This window comes from Lapillicoccus sp., assembly GCF_039935575.1.
GTDB lineage: Bacteria > Actinomycetota > Actinomycetes > Actinomycetales > Dermatophilaceae > Lapillicoccus.
Genome location: NZ_JBDTKA010000008.1, coordinates 45,354 through 61,716, shown reverse-complemented (window position 1 = coordinate 61,716; position 16,363 = coordinate 45,354). Strand labels below are relative to the sequence as shown.

Below are 16,363 nucleotides of genomic sequence, written 5' to 3'. Positions count from 1 at the left end.
GTCGGGGCAGGTGACCTCGACGCGGATCCGCCTGTTGCCGTTGGTGATCGACAGCAGGTGGTAGACCGCATGCAGCTCGCGCCCCGGCTCGTGCGGGTAGTGGACCCCCGACACCCCCATGCAGATCTCGAAGCGAAGGTCCGGCTCGTCCCGCAGCATCCGCGCCACGACCGGCAGGTGCTGACGACGCACGAAGATCGTCATCTCGCCGCGGTCGATCGTCACTCGCTCGACCGCCTCCGACCACGAGGCCGCACCGCCGACGAGGGACCGCTCCAGCGCGTCGGCGATCTCGTCGAAGTAACCGCCGTAGGGTCGCTGCGAGGCACCCGGGAGCAGGATCGGGGTCCGCAGGCCGCCGTAGCCGCTGGTGTCCTGCCCGAGGGACGCCCCGAACATGCCGCGACGTTCGCCGATGACGACGGGCTCGGGAAAACTGCCCGGCGCGGCAGGGAGGTTGGCGGCATACTGCTCGGCCTGTTCTTGACGCTCCTGGCCCTCGGGCGCCGGCGCCGCCTTCTCGGTCACGCCAACAGACCCTTCATCGCGTGCGTCGGCGCGGCGTTGAGGGCGGCCGTCTCGGCCGCCAGCGCGGCGGCGACGCGGTTGACACCCAGTGGCATCGCCTGGATCTGCTCGTGGAGCGTGATGATCGCGTTGAGCAGCATCTCCGGGCGGGGCGGGCACCCCGGGAGGTAGACGTCCACGGGGATGATGTGGTCGACGCCCTGCACGATCGCGTAGTTGTTGAACATCCCGCCCGAGCTCGCGCAGACGCCCATCGAGATGACCCACTTGGGGTTGGGCATCTGGTCATAGACCTGGCGAACGACCGGCGCCATCTTCTGGCTGACCCGGCCGGCCACGATCATCAGGTCGGCCTGGCGGGGCGTCGCCGAGAACCGCTCCATGCCGAACCGCGCGATGTCGTAGTCGGGAGTGCCGACCGCCATCATCTCGATGGCGCAGCAGGCCAGCCCGAAGGTCGCGGGCCACATCGAGCTCTTGCGCATGTAGCCGGCAAGACCCTCGATCGTCGTCAGCAGAAAGCCTGCCGGCAGCTTTTCTTCGATACCCACGACTGGTGCCCTCCTAGTCCCACTCGAGGCCGCCCCGACGCCAGACATAGGCGTAGGCGACGAAAACGGTGATGATGAACAGGACCATCTCCACGAGCGCGAAGAGTCCCAACGAGTTGAACGCGACGGCGAAGGGATACAGGAAGATGCTCTCGACGTCGAAGATGATGAAAAGCATCGCCACGAGGTAGTACTTGATCGGGATGCGGCCGCCGCCGTCCGGGTGCGGCGTCGGCTGGATGCCGCACTCGTATGCCTCCATCTTGGCCCGGTTGTAGCGCTTGGGCCCGACGACGAGGCTGGTGCCCACCGACAGGAGGGCAAACCCGAACCCGAGGGCCAGGAGGAACAGCAGCGGAATATAAGGGTTAGTCATCCGGCATACCCCTTGTGGCGCAGCGTGGTGTGGCGTTCCGTCAGGACTCTCCCCATCCTAGGCACGGGTGTGCAGTGGTTGCTCGGCCACGCGCCGAGGCAGCGGCAGGCGCGACGGTCAGGCATCGGGAGCCATCTGGGACAAGGCGTGGATCAGCCGGTCATCCACCCGGCCGCCGTGGCGCTCGGGCAGGTTAGCCATGACCTTGAGGAGGAACTTCATCAGCGTCGTGCGCGGCAGTCCGTATTTGGTCGCAAGACGCATCACCTCGGGGTGGCCGATCGCGTGGGCGAACCAACGGCCGAGCGTGTAGTAGCCGCCCAACGCGTCCTTCATCACCTTCGGGTAGGACTGCAGGACCCGCTCCCGGCTCGCGTCGTCGGAGCGGGCGAAGGCCTGGGCCACCACCTCGGCGGCGAGACGTCCCGACTCCATGGCGTACGCGATTCCCTCGCCGTTGAACGGGTTCACCATCCCACCGGCGTCGCCGACGAGCATCAGGCCGTCGGCATAGTGCGGCTGCCGGTTGAACCCCATCGGCAGCGCGGCACCGCGGATCGGCCCGACCATCGTCGCGTCGGAGTAGGTCCACTCCTCGGGCATCGTCTCGACCCAACGCCGCATGACGTCCTTGTAGTCGACGTTGCCGAAAGCCTTGCTGGTGTTGAGGATCCCGAGTCCCACGTTGGAGGTGCCGTCTCCGACACCGAAGATCCAGCCGTATCCGGGCAGCAGCACCCGGTTGCCGTTCGGCCCCTTGGTCCACAGCTCGAGCCACGACTCGAGGTAGTCGTCCTCGTGCCGCGGGGACGTGTAGTAGGTGCGGACGGCCACGCCCATGGGGCGGTCGTCGCGCTTCTGGCGGCCCATCGCGAGGGAGAGCCGAGAGGAGGTGCCGTCGGCGGCGATCACGAGGGGCGCGGTGTAGGTGAACTCCGCTCCGGTTGCCTTGCCGGAGTCGTCGACCTCTCGAGCACGCACCCCGACGATGCGACCGTCACCGGACAGCACCGGTCCGGTGACGTTGGTCGACTCGAGCAGCCGCGCCCCGTGCTTGACCGCGTGGCGCGCGAGGATGTCGTCGAAGTCCATCCGCGTGCGGACCAGGCCGTAAGGCGGGAACTCGGACGTGTCCGGCCAGTCGAGCTGCAACCGCATCCCGCCGCCGATGATGCGCAACCCACGGTTGCGGATCCACCCGTCGTCCTCGGGAGTGGGGACGCCGAGGGTGATCAGCTCGCGCACGGCGCGCGGCGTGAGGCCGTCACCGCAGACCTTCTCGCGGGGGAAGCGCGTTTTCTCGAGCACCAGCACGTCGAGCCCGGCCATGGCGAGATAGGCGGCGGTGCTCGACCCGCCTGGGCCGGCTCCGACGACGATGACGTCAGCCGACTGGGTCGCGCTGCCGATGCTCATGGCGCTCATGGCGCTCATTCTCTCGCCCGTCTGCCTGCTTGTGAAGATCTTCACGAACTCGAACCACAGCGTATGCCGGGCTCGAGGACCTTGTCAGATGAGGGTGGCCTTACCTGGTGCTGACCTGTGGGGCTACAGGCGCGGGTCAGGCGGGGGTCCGGCGCGGGCCCGATGCAGCGCCACGACGCCGGCGGTGAGGTTGCGCCACTCCACGTCGCGCCAGCCCGCGGACCGGATCGTCGTCGCCAGCTCGCGCTGGCCCGGCCAGGAGCGGATCGACTCAGCGAGGTAGACGTAGGACGCGGGGTTGGACGAGACGCGGCGCGCGATCCTCGGCAGCGCCCGCATGAGGTAGTTCAGGTAGACGCCGCGGAAGGCGGCTTGCACCGGGCGGCTGAACTCGCACACCACGAGCACCCCACCCGGACGGGTTACCCGACGGAACTCGCGCAGCGCCTGCTGCGCGTCGGTCACGTTGCGCAGGCCGAAGGACATCGTCACCGCGTCGAACGACGCGTCGGCGAACGGCAGTCGCATCGCGTCCGCGGCCGTGAACCCCAGGTCGGGCCGACGGCGGCGTCCCACGGTGAGCATGCCCAAGGAGAAGTCGGCCGGGACGACCAGGACGCCGCGGTCCGCGAACGGCTCTGAGCTGGTGCCCGTGCCGGCGGCGATATCGAGCACGCGGTCGCCCGGCTGGGCGCCGACCGCGGCCACGGTCGCCCGCCGCCAGAGCCGGTCCTGGCCCACGGACAGGACGTCGTTGGTCAGGTCATAGCGCGCGGCGACACCGTCGAACATGCGCGCGACGTCGGTGGGCTGCTTGTCGAGCCCGGCTCTCGTCATGGTGGGCATTGTGTCAACCCGCGCCGTCGCCTCTTTGGCGGCGTCCGGACTCAAGAGGAGGCCCGCCGTAGCATGAGAGGCGATGTCGTCCTCCCCCGCCGTCCCGGCCGAAGCCCGTCCACCCGGGCGTCACGGGCATACCGACCCGCTGTCGAGCTCGTCGCCGCTCGTCGTCCGGACCACCCTGATCGACGATCCCGGACCGTTGCTCGCTCTGCTGCCCGCGCTCGCCGACCCGGACGACATCGTCTCGTGGGTGCGCCGGGGTGAGGGGCTGGTCGGCTGGGGTCGGGCGGCACGGTTCGCCCTGACCGGTCCGGACCGGTTCGCCGCTGCCGAGCGATGGTGGCAGGAGACGTCCTCGCGGGCGGTGGTCCGCGACGAGGTCCAGCTGCCGGGTTCGGGGCCGATCGCCTTCGGGTCCTTCCCTTTCGCCGACGAGTCCGAGGACGCCGCCGTCCTGGTCGTTCCCGAGGTGGTCGTCGTCTCCCGCGAGGGCCACTCCTGGGTGACCACCACCGGGGTGGGCAGGCACCTGCCCGCGGTCCCCGACCTCACGCGCGGCACTCGCCAAAGACCGGTCCGGCCGACCGGCGTGACCTTTGCCGACGGCTCGCTCAGGCCGGCAGAGTGGGAACGCGCGGTGGCCCGCGCGGTCGAGCTGATCACCCGCGGCGGGCTCGACAAGGTCGTGCTGGCCCGCGACCTGGAGGCCCGCGCCGACGGCCCGATCGACCCGCGCTGGCTGCTGGCCCAGCTGGCCGAGCGGTACGACCGGACCTGGACGTTCGCCGTCGAGGGCCTGGTCGGGGCGACACCAGAGCTGCTCGTCCGCCGCGACCAGGGACTGATCACCTCGCGAGTCCTGGCCGGGACCATCACGCGGACCGGCAACGACGCCAAGGACCTCGCCCTCGCGGCCTCGCTCGCCCGGTCGAGCAAGGACCTCGAGGAGCACGAGTACGCCGTTCGCTCGGTCGCGGATGCGCTTGCCCCGCACTGCTCCTCGATGAACGTGCCCGAGTCGCCGTTCGTGCTGCACCTGAGCAACGTGATGCACCTCGCGACCGACGTCGCTGGGGTGAGCGCCGACGACGCGAGCTCGCTGGCCCTGGCAGCGTCGCTGCACCCCAGCGCCGCGGTCGGTGGCACTCCTACGGACGTCGCGGTGCCGCTCATCTCCGCTTTGGAGCAGATGGACCGGGGCCGGTATGCCGGTCCGGTTGGGTGGCTCGACGCCGCGGGTGACGGTGAGTGGGGGATCGCGCTGCGATGCGGGCGCTATGACGACACCGACCCGTCGACCATGCGGCTGTTCGCCGGCTGCGGAATCGTCGCGGGCAGTGACCCGGATGCCGAGGTGGCCGAGTCCGACGCCAAGCTCGTGCCGATGCGGGACGCGCTGACCTCCGACTGACCGCGCCCACCGACGGGTTCCTTCGGTTGCGTCCGACGTTTCGGTCGCCAGAGCGACCCCTTCGTCGGACGCAACGCGAGCGGGGTGGTTGGGAGCGCCGCTACGTGACGTGCGGCAGGACCTCGGCAGCAACCAGGTCGAGGTGGTCCAGGTCAGTCATGTCGAGCACCTGGAGGTAGACCCGTTGGGACCCGGCCGCGGCATAACGGCCGATCGCCTCGACGCACTCCTGAGGACTGCCGGCGATCCCGTTCTCACGAAGCTCATCGGCGTCCCGACCGATCGCCCGCGCCCGACGCGCCACCTCGGGCTCGCCTCGCCCGCAGCAGACCACCAGGGCGTTGGACCGGATGATGTCGTCGGGCGACCGGTCGATCGCGGCACACGCCTCGCGGACCCGGTCGAACTGGGCCTTGACCACGTCCTCCCTGGAGAAGCCGACGTTGAACTCGTCGGCGTACTTCGCCGCCAGCTGCGGGGTCCGCTTCGTGCCGTGACCTCCGATGATGATGGGCGGGCCGGGTCGTTGCGTGGGCTTGGGCAGTGCGGGTGAGTCCAGGACCTGGTAGTGGTCGCCGTTGTAGGAGTAGGTGTCGCCATCGATCGCCGACCACATCCCGGAGATGATCGCCAGCTGCTCCTCGAAACGGTCGAACCGCGTTCTCGTGTCGGGGAACTCGAGGCCGTATGCCTGGTGCTCGCGCTCGTACCAACCCGTTCCGATCCCGAGCTCGACACGGCCGCCGCTCATCTCGTCGACCTGCGCGACACTGATCGCGAGAACACCCGGGTGACGGAAGGTCGCCGATGTCACCAGAGTGCCGAGCCGGACGGTGCTCGTCTCCCGGGCGAGCCCTGCGAGAGTCACCCACGAGTCGGTGGGGCCGGGCAGCCCCGACACGTCGCCCATCTTGAGGTAGTGGTCGGACCGGAAGAAAGCCGAGAACCCGCACTCCTCGGTATGCCGCGCGATCGCGAGCTGGGTGGCATACGAGGCGCCCTGCTGGGGCTCGACGAAGATCCGCAGGTCGACGCTCATGCTCCCGACCTCCCAGCCAGCCCATCTCGCCGGACCCAGGCTGTCGTCGACGCAGGAAGCCGGCCGGCGTCGAGCGGCCCGCTGGAGACGACCACCTCCCCGGCGGGGAGGTCCACCGACGTCGAACCGAAGTTCGTCATGCTGACCCACCCTCCTGGCCGCTCGAAGGCCACCACGTCGGCAGCGGAGTCGACCCAGGTCAGGCCCTCGTCCACAAGCAGGTCGCGCCGCGCGGCGAGCGCCGCGCCGTAGAACGACAAGGTGGAGTCGGGGTCGGCGGCCTGCACGTCGACCGCATACCGGCCGAACCACTCGGGCTGGGGCAGGTGCGCCGGGCCGGCGCCGAACCCGAACGAGTCGCCGCGGCTGGTCCACGGGAGGGGGACGCGGCAGCCGTCCCGGCCCCTCTCGACACCGTCCGACCGCAGGAAGGTCGGGTCCTGCAGCACCTCGGCGGGCAGGTCCGACACCTCGGGGAGCCCGAGCTCCTCACCCTGGTAGAGGTAAGACGAGCCCGGGAGGGCGAGCCCGAGGAGGGTGGCCGCGCGGGCCCGGCGCAGTCCTGCGGCGACGTCGGGGGCCGGGTCGGTGCCGCTGGAACGCAGCCAGGCGTTGAGATCAGTGTCGTCGGGCAGGGCGTAGCGGCTCGCGTGGCGGACCATGTCGTGGTTGGAGAAGACCCAGGTCGTGGTGGCGCCGGCTTCACGCGCCAGGGCAAGGTTCTCGTCGATGACCTTGCGGAAGGCGCTCGCGTCCCACCCGGTCTGCAGGAGGTCGAAGTTGAACGCCTGGCCGAGGCCCTCCGGCGAAGCGAAACGGACCCGGCGGTGGGCGGGCACCCACGCCTCGGCGACCGCCATCCGAGGAGGGTCGTACTCGTCGAACACCGCTCGCCACGTCGGGTAGATGTCGTGGACCTCGTCACGACCCTCGAACGGATGCTGCCCATCGGGGAACCCGGCCGAGATCTGCTCCTGCGTCGGGAGCTCGCCGAGGGGGCCGGAGATCACCGACTCGTGCTTGACGAGCAGGTGGGCCACGTCGATGCGGAACCCGTCGACACCGCGGTCCGACCAGAAGCGCAACGTCTGCAGGAAGTCCGCGCGGACGTCGTCGCGGGCCCAGTTCAGGTCGGGCTGCTCGGGCGCGAAGAGGTGGAGGTACCAGTCGCCGTCACCAATCGGCTCCCAGGCCGGGCCGCCGAAGAACGAGCGCCAGTCGGTGGGCGCCTCCTCGCCGTCAGCACCACGTCCGCGGCGGATCACGTAGCGGGCCCGCGCGTCCGACCCGGGCGGGGCGCCGAGCGCCTCGCGGAACCAGGCGTGCCGGTTCGAGGTGTGGTTCGGGACGATGTCGACGATCAGCTTGATACCGGCGCTGTGCAACGCCGTGACCAGAGCGTCGAAGTCGTCGAGGCTGCCGAGCTCTGGGGCGACCGCGCGGTAGTCGTCCACGTCATAACCACCGTCGGCGAGCGCGGAGGGGTAGAACGGGCTGAGCCAGACCGCGTCCACACCGAGCCGCCGCAGGTGACCGACGTGTTCGACGATGCCCTGCAGGTCACCGATACCGTCGGCGTTCGAGTCAGCAAAGCTGCGGGGATAGATCTGGTAGACCACGGCCTGTCGCCACCACGTCCGGTCCGACGTGGAGCTCCCCGGCCCGGACGGACGGGTGAGCTGATCTGCGTCGGTGCCCATCGCGCCACGGTATCGACCCGCCCCGGCACCCGCGGAACCGGTGGCACCGGCGGGAGCTGACGGCATACTCGACCGGTGTGAGGTCCCCCCAGCGCGCCCGGCACCTGCTCGGGGCCCTGTCGCGCGGGGGGGTGAGGGACGTGGTGCTCGCGCCCGGCTCGCGGTCCGCGGGTCTCGCCCTGGCCCTGTATGCCGCCGACCGGGCCGGAGCGGTACGCCTGCACGTGCGGGTCGACGAGCGGTCTGCAGGCTTTCTCGCCCTCGGCCTGTCGGTCGGGTCGAGACGCCCGGCGGCCGTCGTCACCACGTCCGGGACAGCCGTCGGCAACCTCCTGCCGGCCGTCATGGAAGCCCACCACAGTGGCCGGCGGCTGGTCGTGGTCTCGGCCGACCGGCCGGCACGGCTGCGGGGTTCGGGCGCCAACCAGACCACGCTCCAGAAGGACATCTTCGGGGTGTTCGCCCCGTGCTTCGACCTTCCCGTCGACGTCTCGGAGGTCGACCTCGATGCCGCGGTTGCCGCCTCGTGCCGACAGAGCGGACCGACGCATCTCAACCTGCAGCTGGACGAGCCGCTGGTCGACGACGAGCGGACCGACGGGGGTGCCGACGACGGTGCCGACGAGACCTGGAGGGGGCCGGCCCCACCGGATCGACCCGAGGTCGACGAGGCGTGGTCGGGCCGTCGTGAGCCGGGATCCGAGGTTCTTGCCGTCGGTCCGCGCACGGTGGTGGTGGCGGGCGACGACAGCGGCCCGGCCGCCCGTCGACTGGCCGAGCGTGCGGGGTGGCCGCTGCTCGCCGAGCCCACCTCCGGGGCGCGGGTCGGCGACCACGCGATCCGGTGCTACCGGCTGTTGTCGCAGACCGCGCTCGGTGCTGACGTCGAACGCGTCGTGGTCCTGGGTCACCCCACGTTGTCGCGACCCGTCACGGCGCTGCTCTCCCGCCCTGACGTCGAAATCCTGGCTGCGCCCGGACCGGGAGGTGTGGTCACCGACCCCGGGCGGGTCGCTCGGCACCTGGGCGGGGTCCCGACGGTTGCCGGGCCCGACAGCTCTCCGGGCGGGCTCGAGTGGCTGGACCGCTGGCGCGCGGCCGACGCCGCGCTGGCCACGAAGCTCGACGAGCTCGTCGCCGGGTTGCCAGAGCTGGACCCGTTGCAGGTCGCCCGGGAGGTGGCCTCGGCCGTCACGGCGGGGGCGACGCTCGTCGTCGGCTCGTCCAACCCCGTACGCGACCTCGACCTGATGCAGTCGCCTTACCCGCCGCACGAGCATCGGTTCGTCGTCGGCAACCGGGGGCTGGCCGGCATCGACGGGACGGTGTCGACGGCGGTGGGGATCGCACTCGCCCGACCCGGCGCCTCGCGGTCGCTGGCCGTGATGGGCGACGTCACGTTCCTGCACGACGCAGGAGGCCTGGTCATCGGCCCGGACGAGCCACGACCGGACCTGACGATCGTCGTGGTCAACGACGATGGCGGCTCGATCTTCGCCACGCTCGAGCAGGGGGACGACTCCCACGCCGAGGCCTTCGAGCGCGTGTTCGCCACCCCTCACCATGTCGACCTCGAGGCGCTGTGCTCCGCGAGCCGCACGGCGCACCAGCGGGTCTCGACCATCGCCGAGCTGCGGGAGGCACTAGGTCAGCCGACCACCGGCATACGGGTCGTCGAGGCTCCGGTCGACCGGTCGACACGGCGGGCCACCGCCGACGCGATACGAGCCCTGGCCGTCGACGACGAGAGGGTGACCGCGTGAGCACCTCGGCGCCCAGTGTCGCGCGCTCCAGCGCCTTGATGGCCTCTGGCTCGGTCGTGTCCCGGTTGCTCGGGGTGCTGCGACAGTCGCTGCTGGTCCTCGCCATCGGACAGGGCGTGGTCGGGAACGCGTTCCAGACGGCGAACACCCTCCCCAACGTGATCTACATGATCCTCGCCGGTGGCGTTCTCAACTCCGTCCTCGTGCCACAGCTCGTCAAGGCAGCCACGAACCCCGACGGTGGCCGGGAGTACACGGACCGGATCATCACGTTGTCGGTCAGCGGGTTCGTCGTCGTGGCAGCGGTGTGCACGGCCGGGGCGGGACTGCTCGTTCGCCTCTACTCGCAGTCGCTGGCTCCCGACGCACTGTGGCTGGCGACGTTCTTCGCCGTCCTGACGATCCCACAGATCCTGTTCTATGGGACGTTCGCCCTGTTGGGTCAGGTCCTCAACGCACGAGGGCAGTTCGCGGCCTTCGGCTGGGCACCGGCGCTGGCGAACGTCGTGCAGATCGCGGGGCTGTTGGCCTTCATGCGGTTCTACGACGGGCACGTCGGACCCGATCGGTGGAGCTCGCCGATGGTGTGGCTGCTCGCAGGATCCGCCACGCTGGGGATCGCTGCCCAGGCGCTCTTTCTGATCGTTCCGCTGTGGCGCAGCGGGTTTCGGTGGACTCCTCGGTTCGGGTTCCGAGGGGTGGGGCTGCGGGCGACCTCGCAGATCGCCGGTTGGGCGTTCGCGGCGCTGATCGTGTCTCAGCTGGGATACCTGGTCGCCTCCAAGGTGATGTGGCACGCGTCGAACCAGCAACCCCAGGTCGGCCGGTTCGTCCCCGGCGTCGCGGTCTACTCCAACGCCCTGTTCGTCTTCATGGTCCCGCACGCGTTCGTCGCCGTCTCGATCATCACGGCGCTCTACCCACGGATGGCGCGCGCCGCGCAGGAGCAGGACCCGGTGGCGCAACGCGAAGAGTACGTCCGCGGCCTGACCCTGCCGACGGCGCTCACGATGCCCGCGTCGTTGGCCTTGCTGTTCTTCGCGATTCCCATCACCGGAGTGCTCTTCACCTCGGTCAACCCCGAGGAGCTTCCTGCGACGTCGCTGGTCCTGGTCGCGATGTCGCTCGGGGTGATCCCGTTCGGGATCGACGTGCTCAACCAACGGTTCTTCTACGCCCGGGACGAGGGTCGACTGGCGCTCGCCGAGCAGCTGGTGCTCACGGGCTCCGCCACGGTGGTGGTGCTTCTCACTCTTCAGTTCCCGCCGTGGTACACCGTCGCGATCATCGGCGGGGGCATCGTCGCCAGCAACATCCTCAGTGCGACCTTCGGTATGTGGTTCGTCGGTCGGCGAGTGGGCCCGCTGCCCGTTGCCCGGATCGTGCGGGGACAGGTACGCATGTTCATCGCCTCGGTCGTCGCTGGTGGGTTGGCGCTGCCGATCTTCGCCGTCGTGCGGCAGTTCCTGCCGCTTGGACGGTGGGGAGACCTCGGGGCGCTCGTCGTGGGCGGTGGGGTGTTCGGGGTGGTCTACCTTCTGATGGCTCTGACCCTGCGCAGCCCCGAGGTGCAGACGATGGTCAGCCGGATCCCGGTGCTGAGGCGAGTGCGGGTGCGGCGCACCCGATGACTCACACTCGAGGCCAGACGACACGAGGAGCAGGATGAGACGGTTCGACGGACAGGTAGCCCTGGTTACGGGCGCCAGCAGAGGCATCGGGCTCGCCATCGCTCGGCGGCTGGTCGACGAAGGCGCTCGAGTATGCCTGACAGCCCGCAAGCAGGACGCACTGGACGAGGCCCTCGGTTCACTCGGCGGACCCGAGCACGCGATGGCCGTCGCCGGCCGCGCCGACGATCTCGCGCACCAGCAGGACACGGTGCAGCGGGTGGTGGACAGGTTCGGCAGCCTGGATCTCCTGGTCAACAACACGGGCATCAACCCGGCATACGGGCCGTTGATGGGGCTCGACCTGGACCTGGCGCGCAAGATCGTCGAGGTGAACTGCATCGCCGCGCTGTCGTGGGTGCAGCAGGCGCACCGGGCCTGGCTCGGCGAGCGTGGTGGGGCAGTCGTCAACGTGGCCTCCATCGCGGGCCTCAAGCCGGCGCCCGGCATCGGGTTCTACGGTGCCAGCAAAGCGATGCTCGTCCATCTGACCGAAGAGCTGGCGGTCGAGCTGGGGCCGACTATCCGGGTCAACGCCGTTGCCCCGGCTGTCGTCAAGACCGCGTTCGCCACGGCGTTGTACGAAGGTCGGGAAGAGCAGGTCGCGCGGGCCTATCCCCTGCGCCGGCTGGGCGAACCCGATGACGTCGCCGGTGCCGTGGCCTACCTGCTGTCACCCGACGCGGCCTGGGTCACCGGTCACACGCTCGTCGTCGACGGTGGCCTGACGATGACGGGCGGCGTCTGAGGCCCGAGCTTGGTCGTGGTCGTTCGCGCCCGGAAATCCGTGCGCCATCGACCACACCCGGCATCACCACCATCGCGACCCGCCGCATACCCTGGGCCGACGGCCGGCGAGGACGCCGGGTGAGACGCACCGGAGGTACCCGACGATGTACGCCCCAGGCTCCACCGCCGTGGTCACCGGCGCTGCCGGCGGCATCGGTTTGGCGATCGCCGAGCGGCTCGCCACCGAGGGTTTCCGACTGGTCATGGCGGACCTCGACCCCGAGGTCGAGCGAGTGGCCGGCGGGTTGGCCGCCCTTGCCGTAGTCGGTGACTGCGCGACCGAGGCAGGCGTCGCGAACCTCGTCAGCCAGGCTCTCGACCACCTCGGCGAGATCGATGTCTTCGTCGGCAACGCTGGAACGGACGCAGGTCGCGGTCTCGATACGCCCGACGAGCAGTGGAGCACCGCCCTCGAGGTCAACCTGATGGCGCACGTGCGATCCGCCCGTCTCCTGGTACCTCGGTGGCTGGACCGGGGCGCCGGCCGCTATGTGCTGACCGCTTCGGCGGCCGGCGTGCTGACCATGCTCGGGAGCGCCCCCTACTCGGTGTCCAAGCACGGAGCCGTCGCCTTCGCCGAATGGCTCCGGGCTACCTACGGTCACAGGGGCATCGTCGTCCAGGCGATCTGCCCGCAGGGGGTGCGTACCCGGATGCTCGACCAGGCGGGTCCTCTCAAGGAGCTGCTCTCCCGTGACCGCGCCCTGGAGCCAGAAGAGGTCGCCGAGGTGTTCTGGCACGCGCTCGACCACGACCAGTTCCTCGTCCTGCCGCACCCTGAGGTCGCGGGCTACTACGCGCAACGAGCCGCGCATCCCGACGCCTGGATCGCGGGTATGCAGCGCATTCAGGCCAAGCTCGACGCCGGGGTGACGCGGTGAAGGCGTGGCAGGTCCACGAGCTGGGCGAGCCTCGCGACGTACTGCAGCTGGCCGAGATCCCTTCTTTCAGAGCAGGATCCGGCCAGGTACGCGTGCGGGTGCTCGCCGTGGCGGCCAACTTCCCGGACGTACTGATGTGTCGCGGCCTCTACCAGGTGCGTCCCCCGCTGCCGTTCACACCCGGTGTCGAGGTCTGCGGCGAGGTGCTGGTGGGCACAGCGGGCATCAGCCGCCTCTCCCCCCTGGGCGCCGGCACACGCGTCATTGGAACAGCGGCGCTGCCCCACGGAGGCTTCGCCGAGGAGGCCCTGCTCGACGCGGCGGTGACCTTCCCCGCTCCCACTGCGCTCGACGACGCCCAGGCGGCCGGGCTGTTGATCGCCTACCAGACCGCGTGGTTCGCCCTGCACCGCCGGGCCCGCATCCAGCCTGGCGAGACCCTGCTCGTCCACGCCGCAGCCGGAGGCGTGGGCAGCGCCGCAGTCCAGCTGGGCCGCCTGGCCGAAGCGACGGTGATCGCCGTGGTGGGTGGGCCGGACAAGGTCCAGGTCGCACGGGACCTCGGCGCTGACCTGGTCGTCGACCGGCGCAGCGAGGACGTGGTCGGCGCCGTCAAAGCCGCCACCGACGGGCGTGGGGCCGACGTCGTCATCGACCCGGTCGGCGGCGAGGCATACGAGCAGTCCACGCGCTGCATCGCGTTCGAAGGCCGGATCGTCGTCGTCGGGTTCGCGAGCGGGACGATCCCCCACCCCTCGCTCGGCCATGCCTTGGTCAAGAACTACTCGCTGCTCGGACTGCACTGGGGCCTGTATGCCCAGCGCGACCCGCAGTCACTGGTCGACTGCCACGCCGAGCTGACCCGGCTCGTCGACGCCGGTGAGATCACCCCACTCGTCGGCGAGCGGCTCGGCTTCGACCAGGTCCCGGCGGGCCTGCAACGCCTCGCCGACGGCAGGACCGTCGGCAGGGTCACCTGGGTGGCCGACGCATGACCTCGGACCCACCCGGCCTCGACCTGACGGCGCTTCGGGGGTGGCTCGACGCCGCCGCCCCCGGTCTGGTCGAAGGTCCCATCCATGCCGAGCTCATCACGGGGGGCAAGTCGAACCTCACCTATCGCGTGTCGGACGGGAGCAGCGCGGTCGTCGTCCGACGCCCGCCGCTTGGTCACGTCCTTGTGACCGCCCACGACATGGCCCGAGAGCACCGCGTGATGTCGGCCCTGCACGAGACCGCGGTGCCGGTCCCCCGCATGCTGGCACTCTGCGCCGACGCGTCTGTTGTCGGAGCGCCGTTCTATGTCATGGAGCTCGTCGACGGAGTGCCCTACCGCACGGCAGAGTCCTTGGAAACGTTGGGAGAGAAACGAACACGTCAGATCGCCGACGAGATGGTCGACACCCTTGCGGACCTGCACATGGTCGACCCAGCCGCTGTCGGCCTCGCGGACTTCGGGCGGCCGCAGGGCTTTCTCGCCAGGCAGGTACGCCGCTGGGGCCAGCAGCTGGATGCCTCAAGCACCCGGGACCTCGCGGGAGCGGACGAGCTGCGGCGGCTGTTGGAGCAAGGTGTCCCCACGAACGGGGACCGCCGGGACAGCGCGGTCGTCCACGGGGACTACCGCCTCGACAACCTGCTCGTCACCAGCGACGGGACGGGCGACCACATCGCCGCGGTGGTCGACTGGGAGATGGCCACGCTGGGGGACCCCCTCACCGACGTCGCGTTGTTGTTGACCTACCACCGCCTGGCCGACCTCGGGCTCGGCGCCGTCGTCTCGGACGCAGCCACCGCGCCCGGCTTCCCGAGCCGCGACGACGTGACGAGTCGGTATGTGGCCCGCACCGGCCGCAGCTTGGACCAGCTCGCGTTCCACGAGGCCCTGGCCTGCTTCAAGCTGGCCGTCATCCTCGAGGGCATCCACTACCGGGACGTGCACGCGCAGACCGTCGGTGGCGGCTTCGCCGGGATCGGCACCATGGTCGAACCGCTGATCGACATGGGCCTCGACGCAGTCCGCCGCCCGGTGACCGAACATCCGGTGACCGAACATCCGATGACCGAACCACCGATGACCGAACCACCGATGGAGGAGCACTGATGGACTTTGCCACCGACGCCCGCACCCAGGAGCTGACGGCCGGTCTCGAAGACCTGATGGCCTCACACATCCATCCGGCCGAGTCCGTCTTCGTCGACCAGCTCAGCCAGCTCGACCAGCAAGACGACCGGTGGGCGTGGAGCCGGGCACCGATCCTGGCCACCCTGCGGGACGAGGCCAGATCACGAGGGCTCTGGAACGCCTTCCTGCCCGGACCGCGGGGTGCCGGCCTGACGAACCTTCAGTACGCCTCGCTCGCAGAGGTCACCGGTCGCGCCATCCAGCTGGCGCCCGCCGTCCTCAACTGCGCAGCGCCGGACACCGGGAACATGGAGGTCCTTGACCAGTTCGGTACGCCGCAGCAACAGGAGCAGTGGCTGGAACCCTTGCTACGCGGCGAGATCCGGTCGGCGTTCGCGATGACCGAGCCCGACGTCGCCTCCTCCGATGCGACCAATATCGCCACCCGGATCGAGCGGGACGGCGACCACTACGTCATCACCGGCCGCAAGTGGTGGATCACCGGAGCCATGAACCCCGACTGCGCCGTCTTCATCCTCATGGGCAAGACCGACCCGGCAGCTGACCGGCACCGGCAGCAGAGCATGATCCTGGTCCCCCGGGACGCCGAAGGCCTCGAGGTCGTCCGCCCGATGACCGTCCTGGGATACGACGACCACGAGCACGGAGGCCACGCCGAGCTGGCGTTCCACGAGGTCCGGGTCCCCGCGGCCAACCTGGTCGGCGGTGCCGGAGACGGGTTCGCCATCGCCCAGGCCCGACTGGGGCCCGGCCGCATCCACCACTGCATGCGATCCATCGGCGTCGCGGAGCTTGCCGTCGAGCTGATGTGCCGTCGGGTGTCCGAGCGGCACGCGTTCGGGCGCCCCCTGTCCGAGCAGGGGGTCATCCGCGACTGGATCGCGGAGTCACGGGTACGCCTCGAGCAGCTGCGGCTGCTCGTCCTCAAGACCGCGTGGCTGATGGACACCGTCGGCAACAAGGGCGCCCACACCGAGATCCAGGCCATCAAGATCGCGACGCCGGCCACGGTCGAGTGGATTCTGGACAAGGCGATCCAGGCTCACGGCGCGGGCGGCCTGAGCGAGGACTTCCCGCTCGCCGCCGCGTGGGCCGGCATCCGAACCCTGCGGCTCGCCGACGGCCCCGACGAGGTGCACAAGAACGCGCTCGCCAAGGCCGAGCTCAGACGACAGGCGCACCACGCCTGAGGCCGACAGCGCTCGAGGCATACAGCGGTCGAGGCATACAGCGCCCCTGAG

15 protein-coding genes are annotated in these 16,363 nt (G+C 70.1%); 8 read left to right on the top strand and 7 right to left on the bottom strand.

Going from position 1 to position 16,363, the window contains the following annotated elements:
* The 5 genes from ABI385_RS01220 to ABI385_RS01200 form a co-directional block, all read right to left on the bottom strand.
* Positions 1 to 528: NADH-quinone oxidoreductase subunit C (locus ABI385_RS01220; RefSeq protein ID WP_348101906.1), on the bottom strand; the 528-nt coding region annotated here is incomplete at its 3' end.
* Complete coding sequence (locus tag ABI385_RS01215) at positions 525 to 1,079, bottom strand: NADH-quinone oxidoreductase subunit B family protein (RefSeq protein ID WP_348101905.1); 555 nt, start codon at positions 1,077 to 1,079, stop codon at positions 525 to 527. The genes ABI385_RS01215 and ABI385_RS01220, both read right to left, overlap by 4 nt.
* Before the next feature lie 13 nt (positions 1,080 to 1,092).
* On the bottom strand, positions 1,093 to 1,455 hold the full coding sequence (locus ABI385_RS01210; protein WP_348101904.1) for an NADH-quinone oxidoreductase subunit A: 363 nt from the start codon (positions 1,453 to 1,455) through the stop codon (positions 1,093 to 1,095).
* A 117-nt stretch (positions 1,456 to 1,572) separates the two neighbouring features.
* Entirely contained in the window at positions 1,573 to 2,889 is a 1,317-nt protein-coding gene (locus ABI385_RS01205) for a geranylgeranyl reductase family protein (RefSeq protein WP_407068209.1), read from the bottom strand.
* 114 nt (positions 2,890 to 3,003) lie between these two features.
* The gene (locus ABI385_RS01200; protein ID WP_348101902.1) at positions 3,004 to 3,717 is read right to left on the bottom strand and encodes a demethylmenaquinone methyltransferase; all 714 of its coding nucleotides are present in this window, start codon (positions 3,715 to 3,717) and stop codon (positions 3,004 to 3,006) included.
* A gap of 82 nt (positions 3,718 to 3,799) precedes the next feature.
* Here ABI385_RS01200 and ABI385_RS01195 point away from each other — a divergent pair, with 82 nt between their 5' ends.
* Entirely contained in the window at positions 3,800 to 5,134 is a 1,335-nt protein-coding gene (locus tag ABI385_RS01195; RefSeq protein WP_348101901.1) for an isochorismate synthase, read from the top strand.
* A 100-nt stretch (positions 5,135 to 5,234) separates the two neighbouring features.
* On the opposite strand, the gene ABI385_RS01190 is transcribed toward ABI385_RS01195, so the two are convergent.
* A complete protein-coding gene (locus tag ABI385_RS01190; protein ID WP_348101900.1) occupies positions 5,235 to 6,173 on the bottom strand; it encodes an LLM class F420-dependent oxidoreductase in 939 nt (312 codons plus the stop codon).
* Positions 6,170 to 7,873 carry a glycoside hydrolase family 13 protein gene (locus ABI385_RS01185; RefSeq protein WP_348101899.1) on the bottom strand — a complete coding sequence of 568 codons (1,704 nt, stop codon included), beginning with the start codon at positions 7,871 to 7,873 and terminating at the stop codon, positions 6,170 to 6,172. Before ABI385_RS01185 ends, ABI385_RS01190 begins: the two co-directional genes overlap by 4 nt.
* 77 nt (positions 7,874 to 7,950) lie before the next feature.
* Between ABI385_RS01185 and menD the strand changes: the two genes are divergently transcribed.
* The 7 genes from menD (at position 7,951) to ABI385_RS01150 (ending at position 16,312) form a co-directional block, all read left to right on the top strand.
* Positions 7,951 to 9,636 (top strand): 2-succinyl-5-enolpyruvyl-6-hydroxy-3-cyclohexene-1-carboxylic-acid synthase, encoded by a 1,686-nt coding sequence (gene menD / locus ABI385_RS01180; RefSeq protein ID WP_348101898.1) that lies wholly within the window; start codon positions 7,951 to 7,953, stop codon positions 9,634 to 9,636.
* A complete protein-coding gene (gene murJ / locus ABI385_RS01175; protein ID WP_348101897.1) occupies positions 9,633 to 11,267 on the top strand; it encodes a lipid II flippase MurJ in 1,635 nt (544 codons plus the stop codon). The genes menD and murJ overlap by 4 nt, the downstream gene beginning before the upstream one ends.
* A gap of 34 nt (positions 11,268 to 11,301) precedes the next feature.
* Positions 11,302 to 12,054 carry an SDR family oxidoreductase gene (locus ABI385_RS01170; protein WP_348101896.1) on the top strand — a complete coding sequence of 251 codons (753 nt, stop codon included), beginning with the start codon at positions 11,302 to 11,304 and terminating at the stop codon, positions 12,052 to 12,054.
* Positions 12,055 to 12,199: 145 nt separating this feature from the next.
* Positions 12,200 to 12,976: an SDR family oxidoreductase gene (locus ABI385_RS01165; RefSeq protein ID WP_348101895.1), complete on the top strand. Its 777-nt coding sequence runs from the start codon at positions 12,200 to 12,202 to the stop codon at positions 12,974 to 12,976.
* Positions 12,973 to 13,971, top strand: coding sequence for an NADPH:quinone oxidoreductase family protein (locus ABI385_RS01160; protein WP_348101894.1), 999 nt, complete (start codon positions 12,973 to 12,975; stop codon positions 13,969 to 13,971). The genes ABI385_RS01165 and ABI385_RS01160 overlap by 4 nt, the downstream gene beginning before the upstream one ends.
* The gene (locus ABI385_RS01155) at positions 13,968 to 15,080 is read left to right on the top strand and encodes a phosphotransferase family protein (protein WP_348101893.1); all 1,113 of its coding nucleotides are present in this window, start codon (positions 13,968 to 13,970) and stop codon (positions 15,078 to 15,080) included. Before ABI385_RS01160 ends, ABI385_RS01155 begins: the two co-directional genes overlap by 4 nt.
* The gene (locus tag ABI385_RS01150; protein ID WP_348101892.1) at positions 15,080 to 16,312 is read left to right on the top strand and encodes an acyl-CoA dehydrogenase family protein; all 1,233 of its coding nucleotides are present in this window, start codon (positions 15,080 to 15,082) and stop codon (positions 16,310 to 16,312) included. The genes ABI385_RS01155 and ABI385_RS01150 overlap by 1 nt, the downstream gene beginning before the upstream one ends.
* Positions 16,313 to 16,363 lie beyond the last annotated feature (51 nt).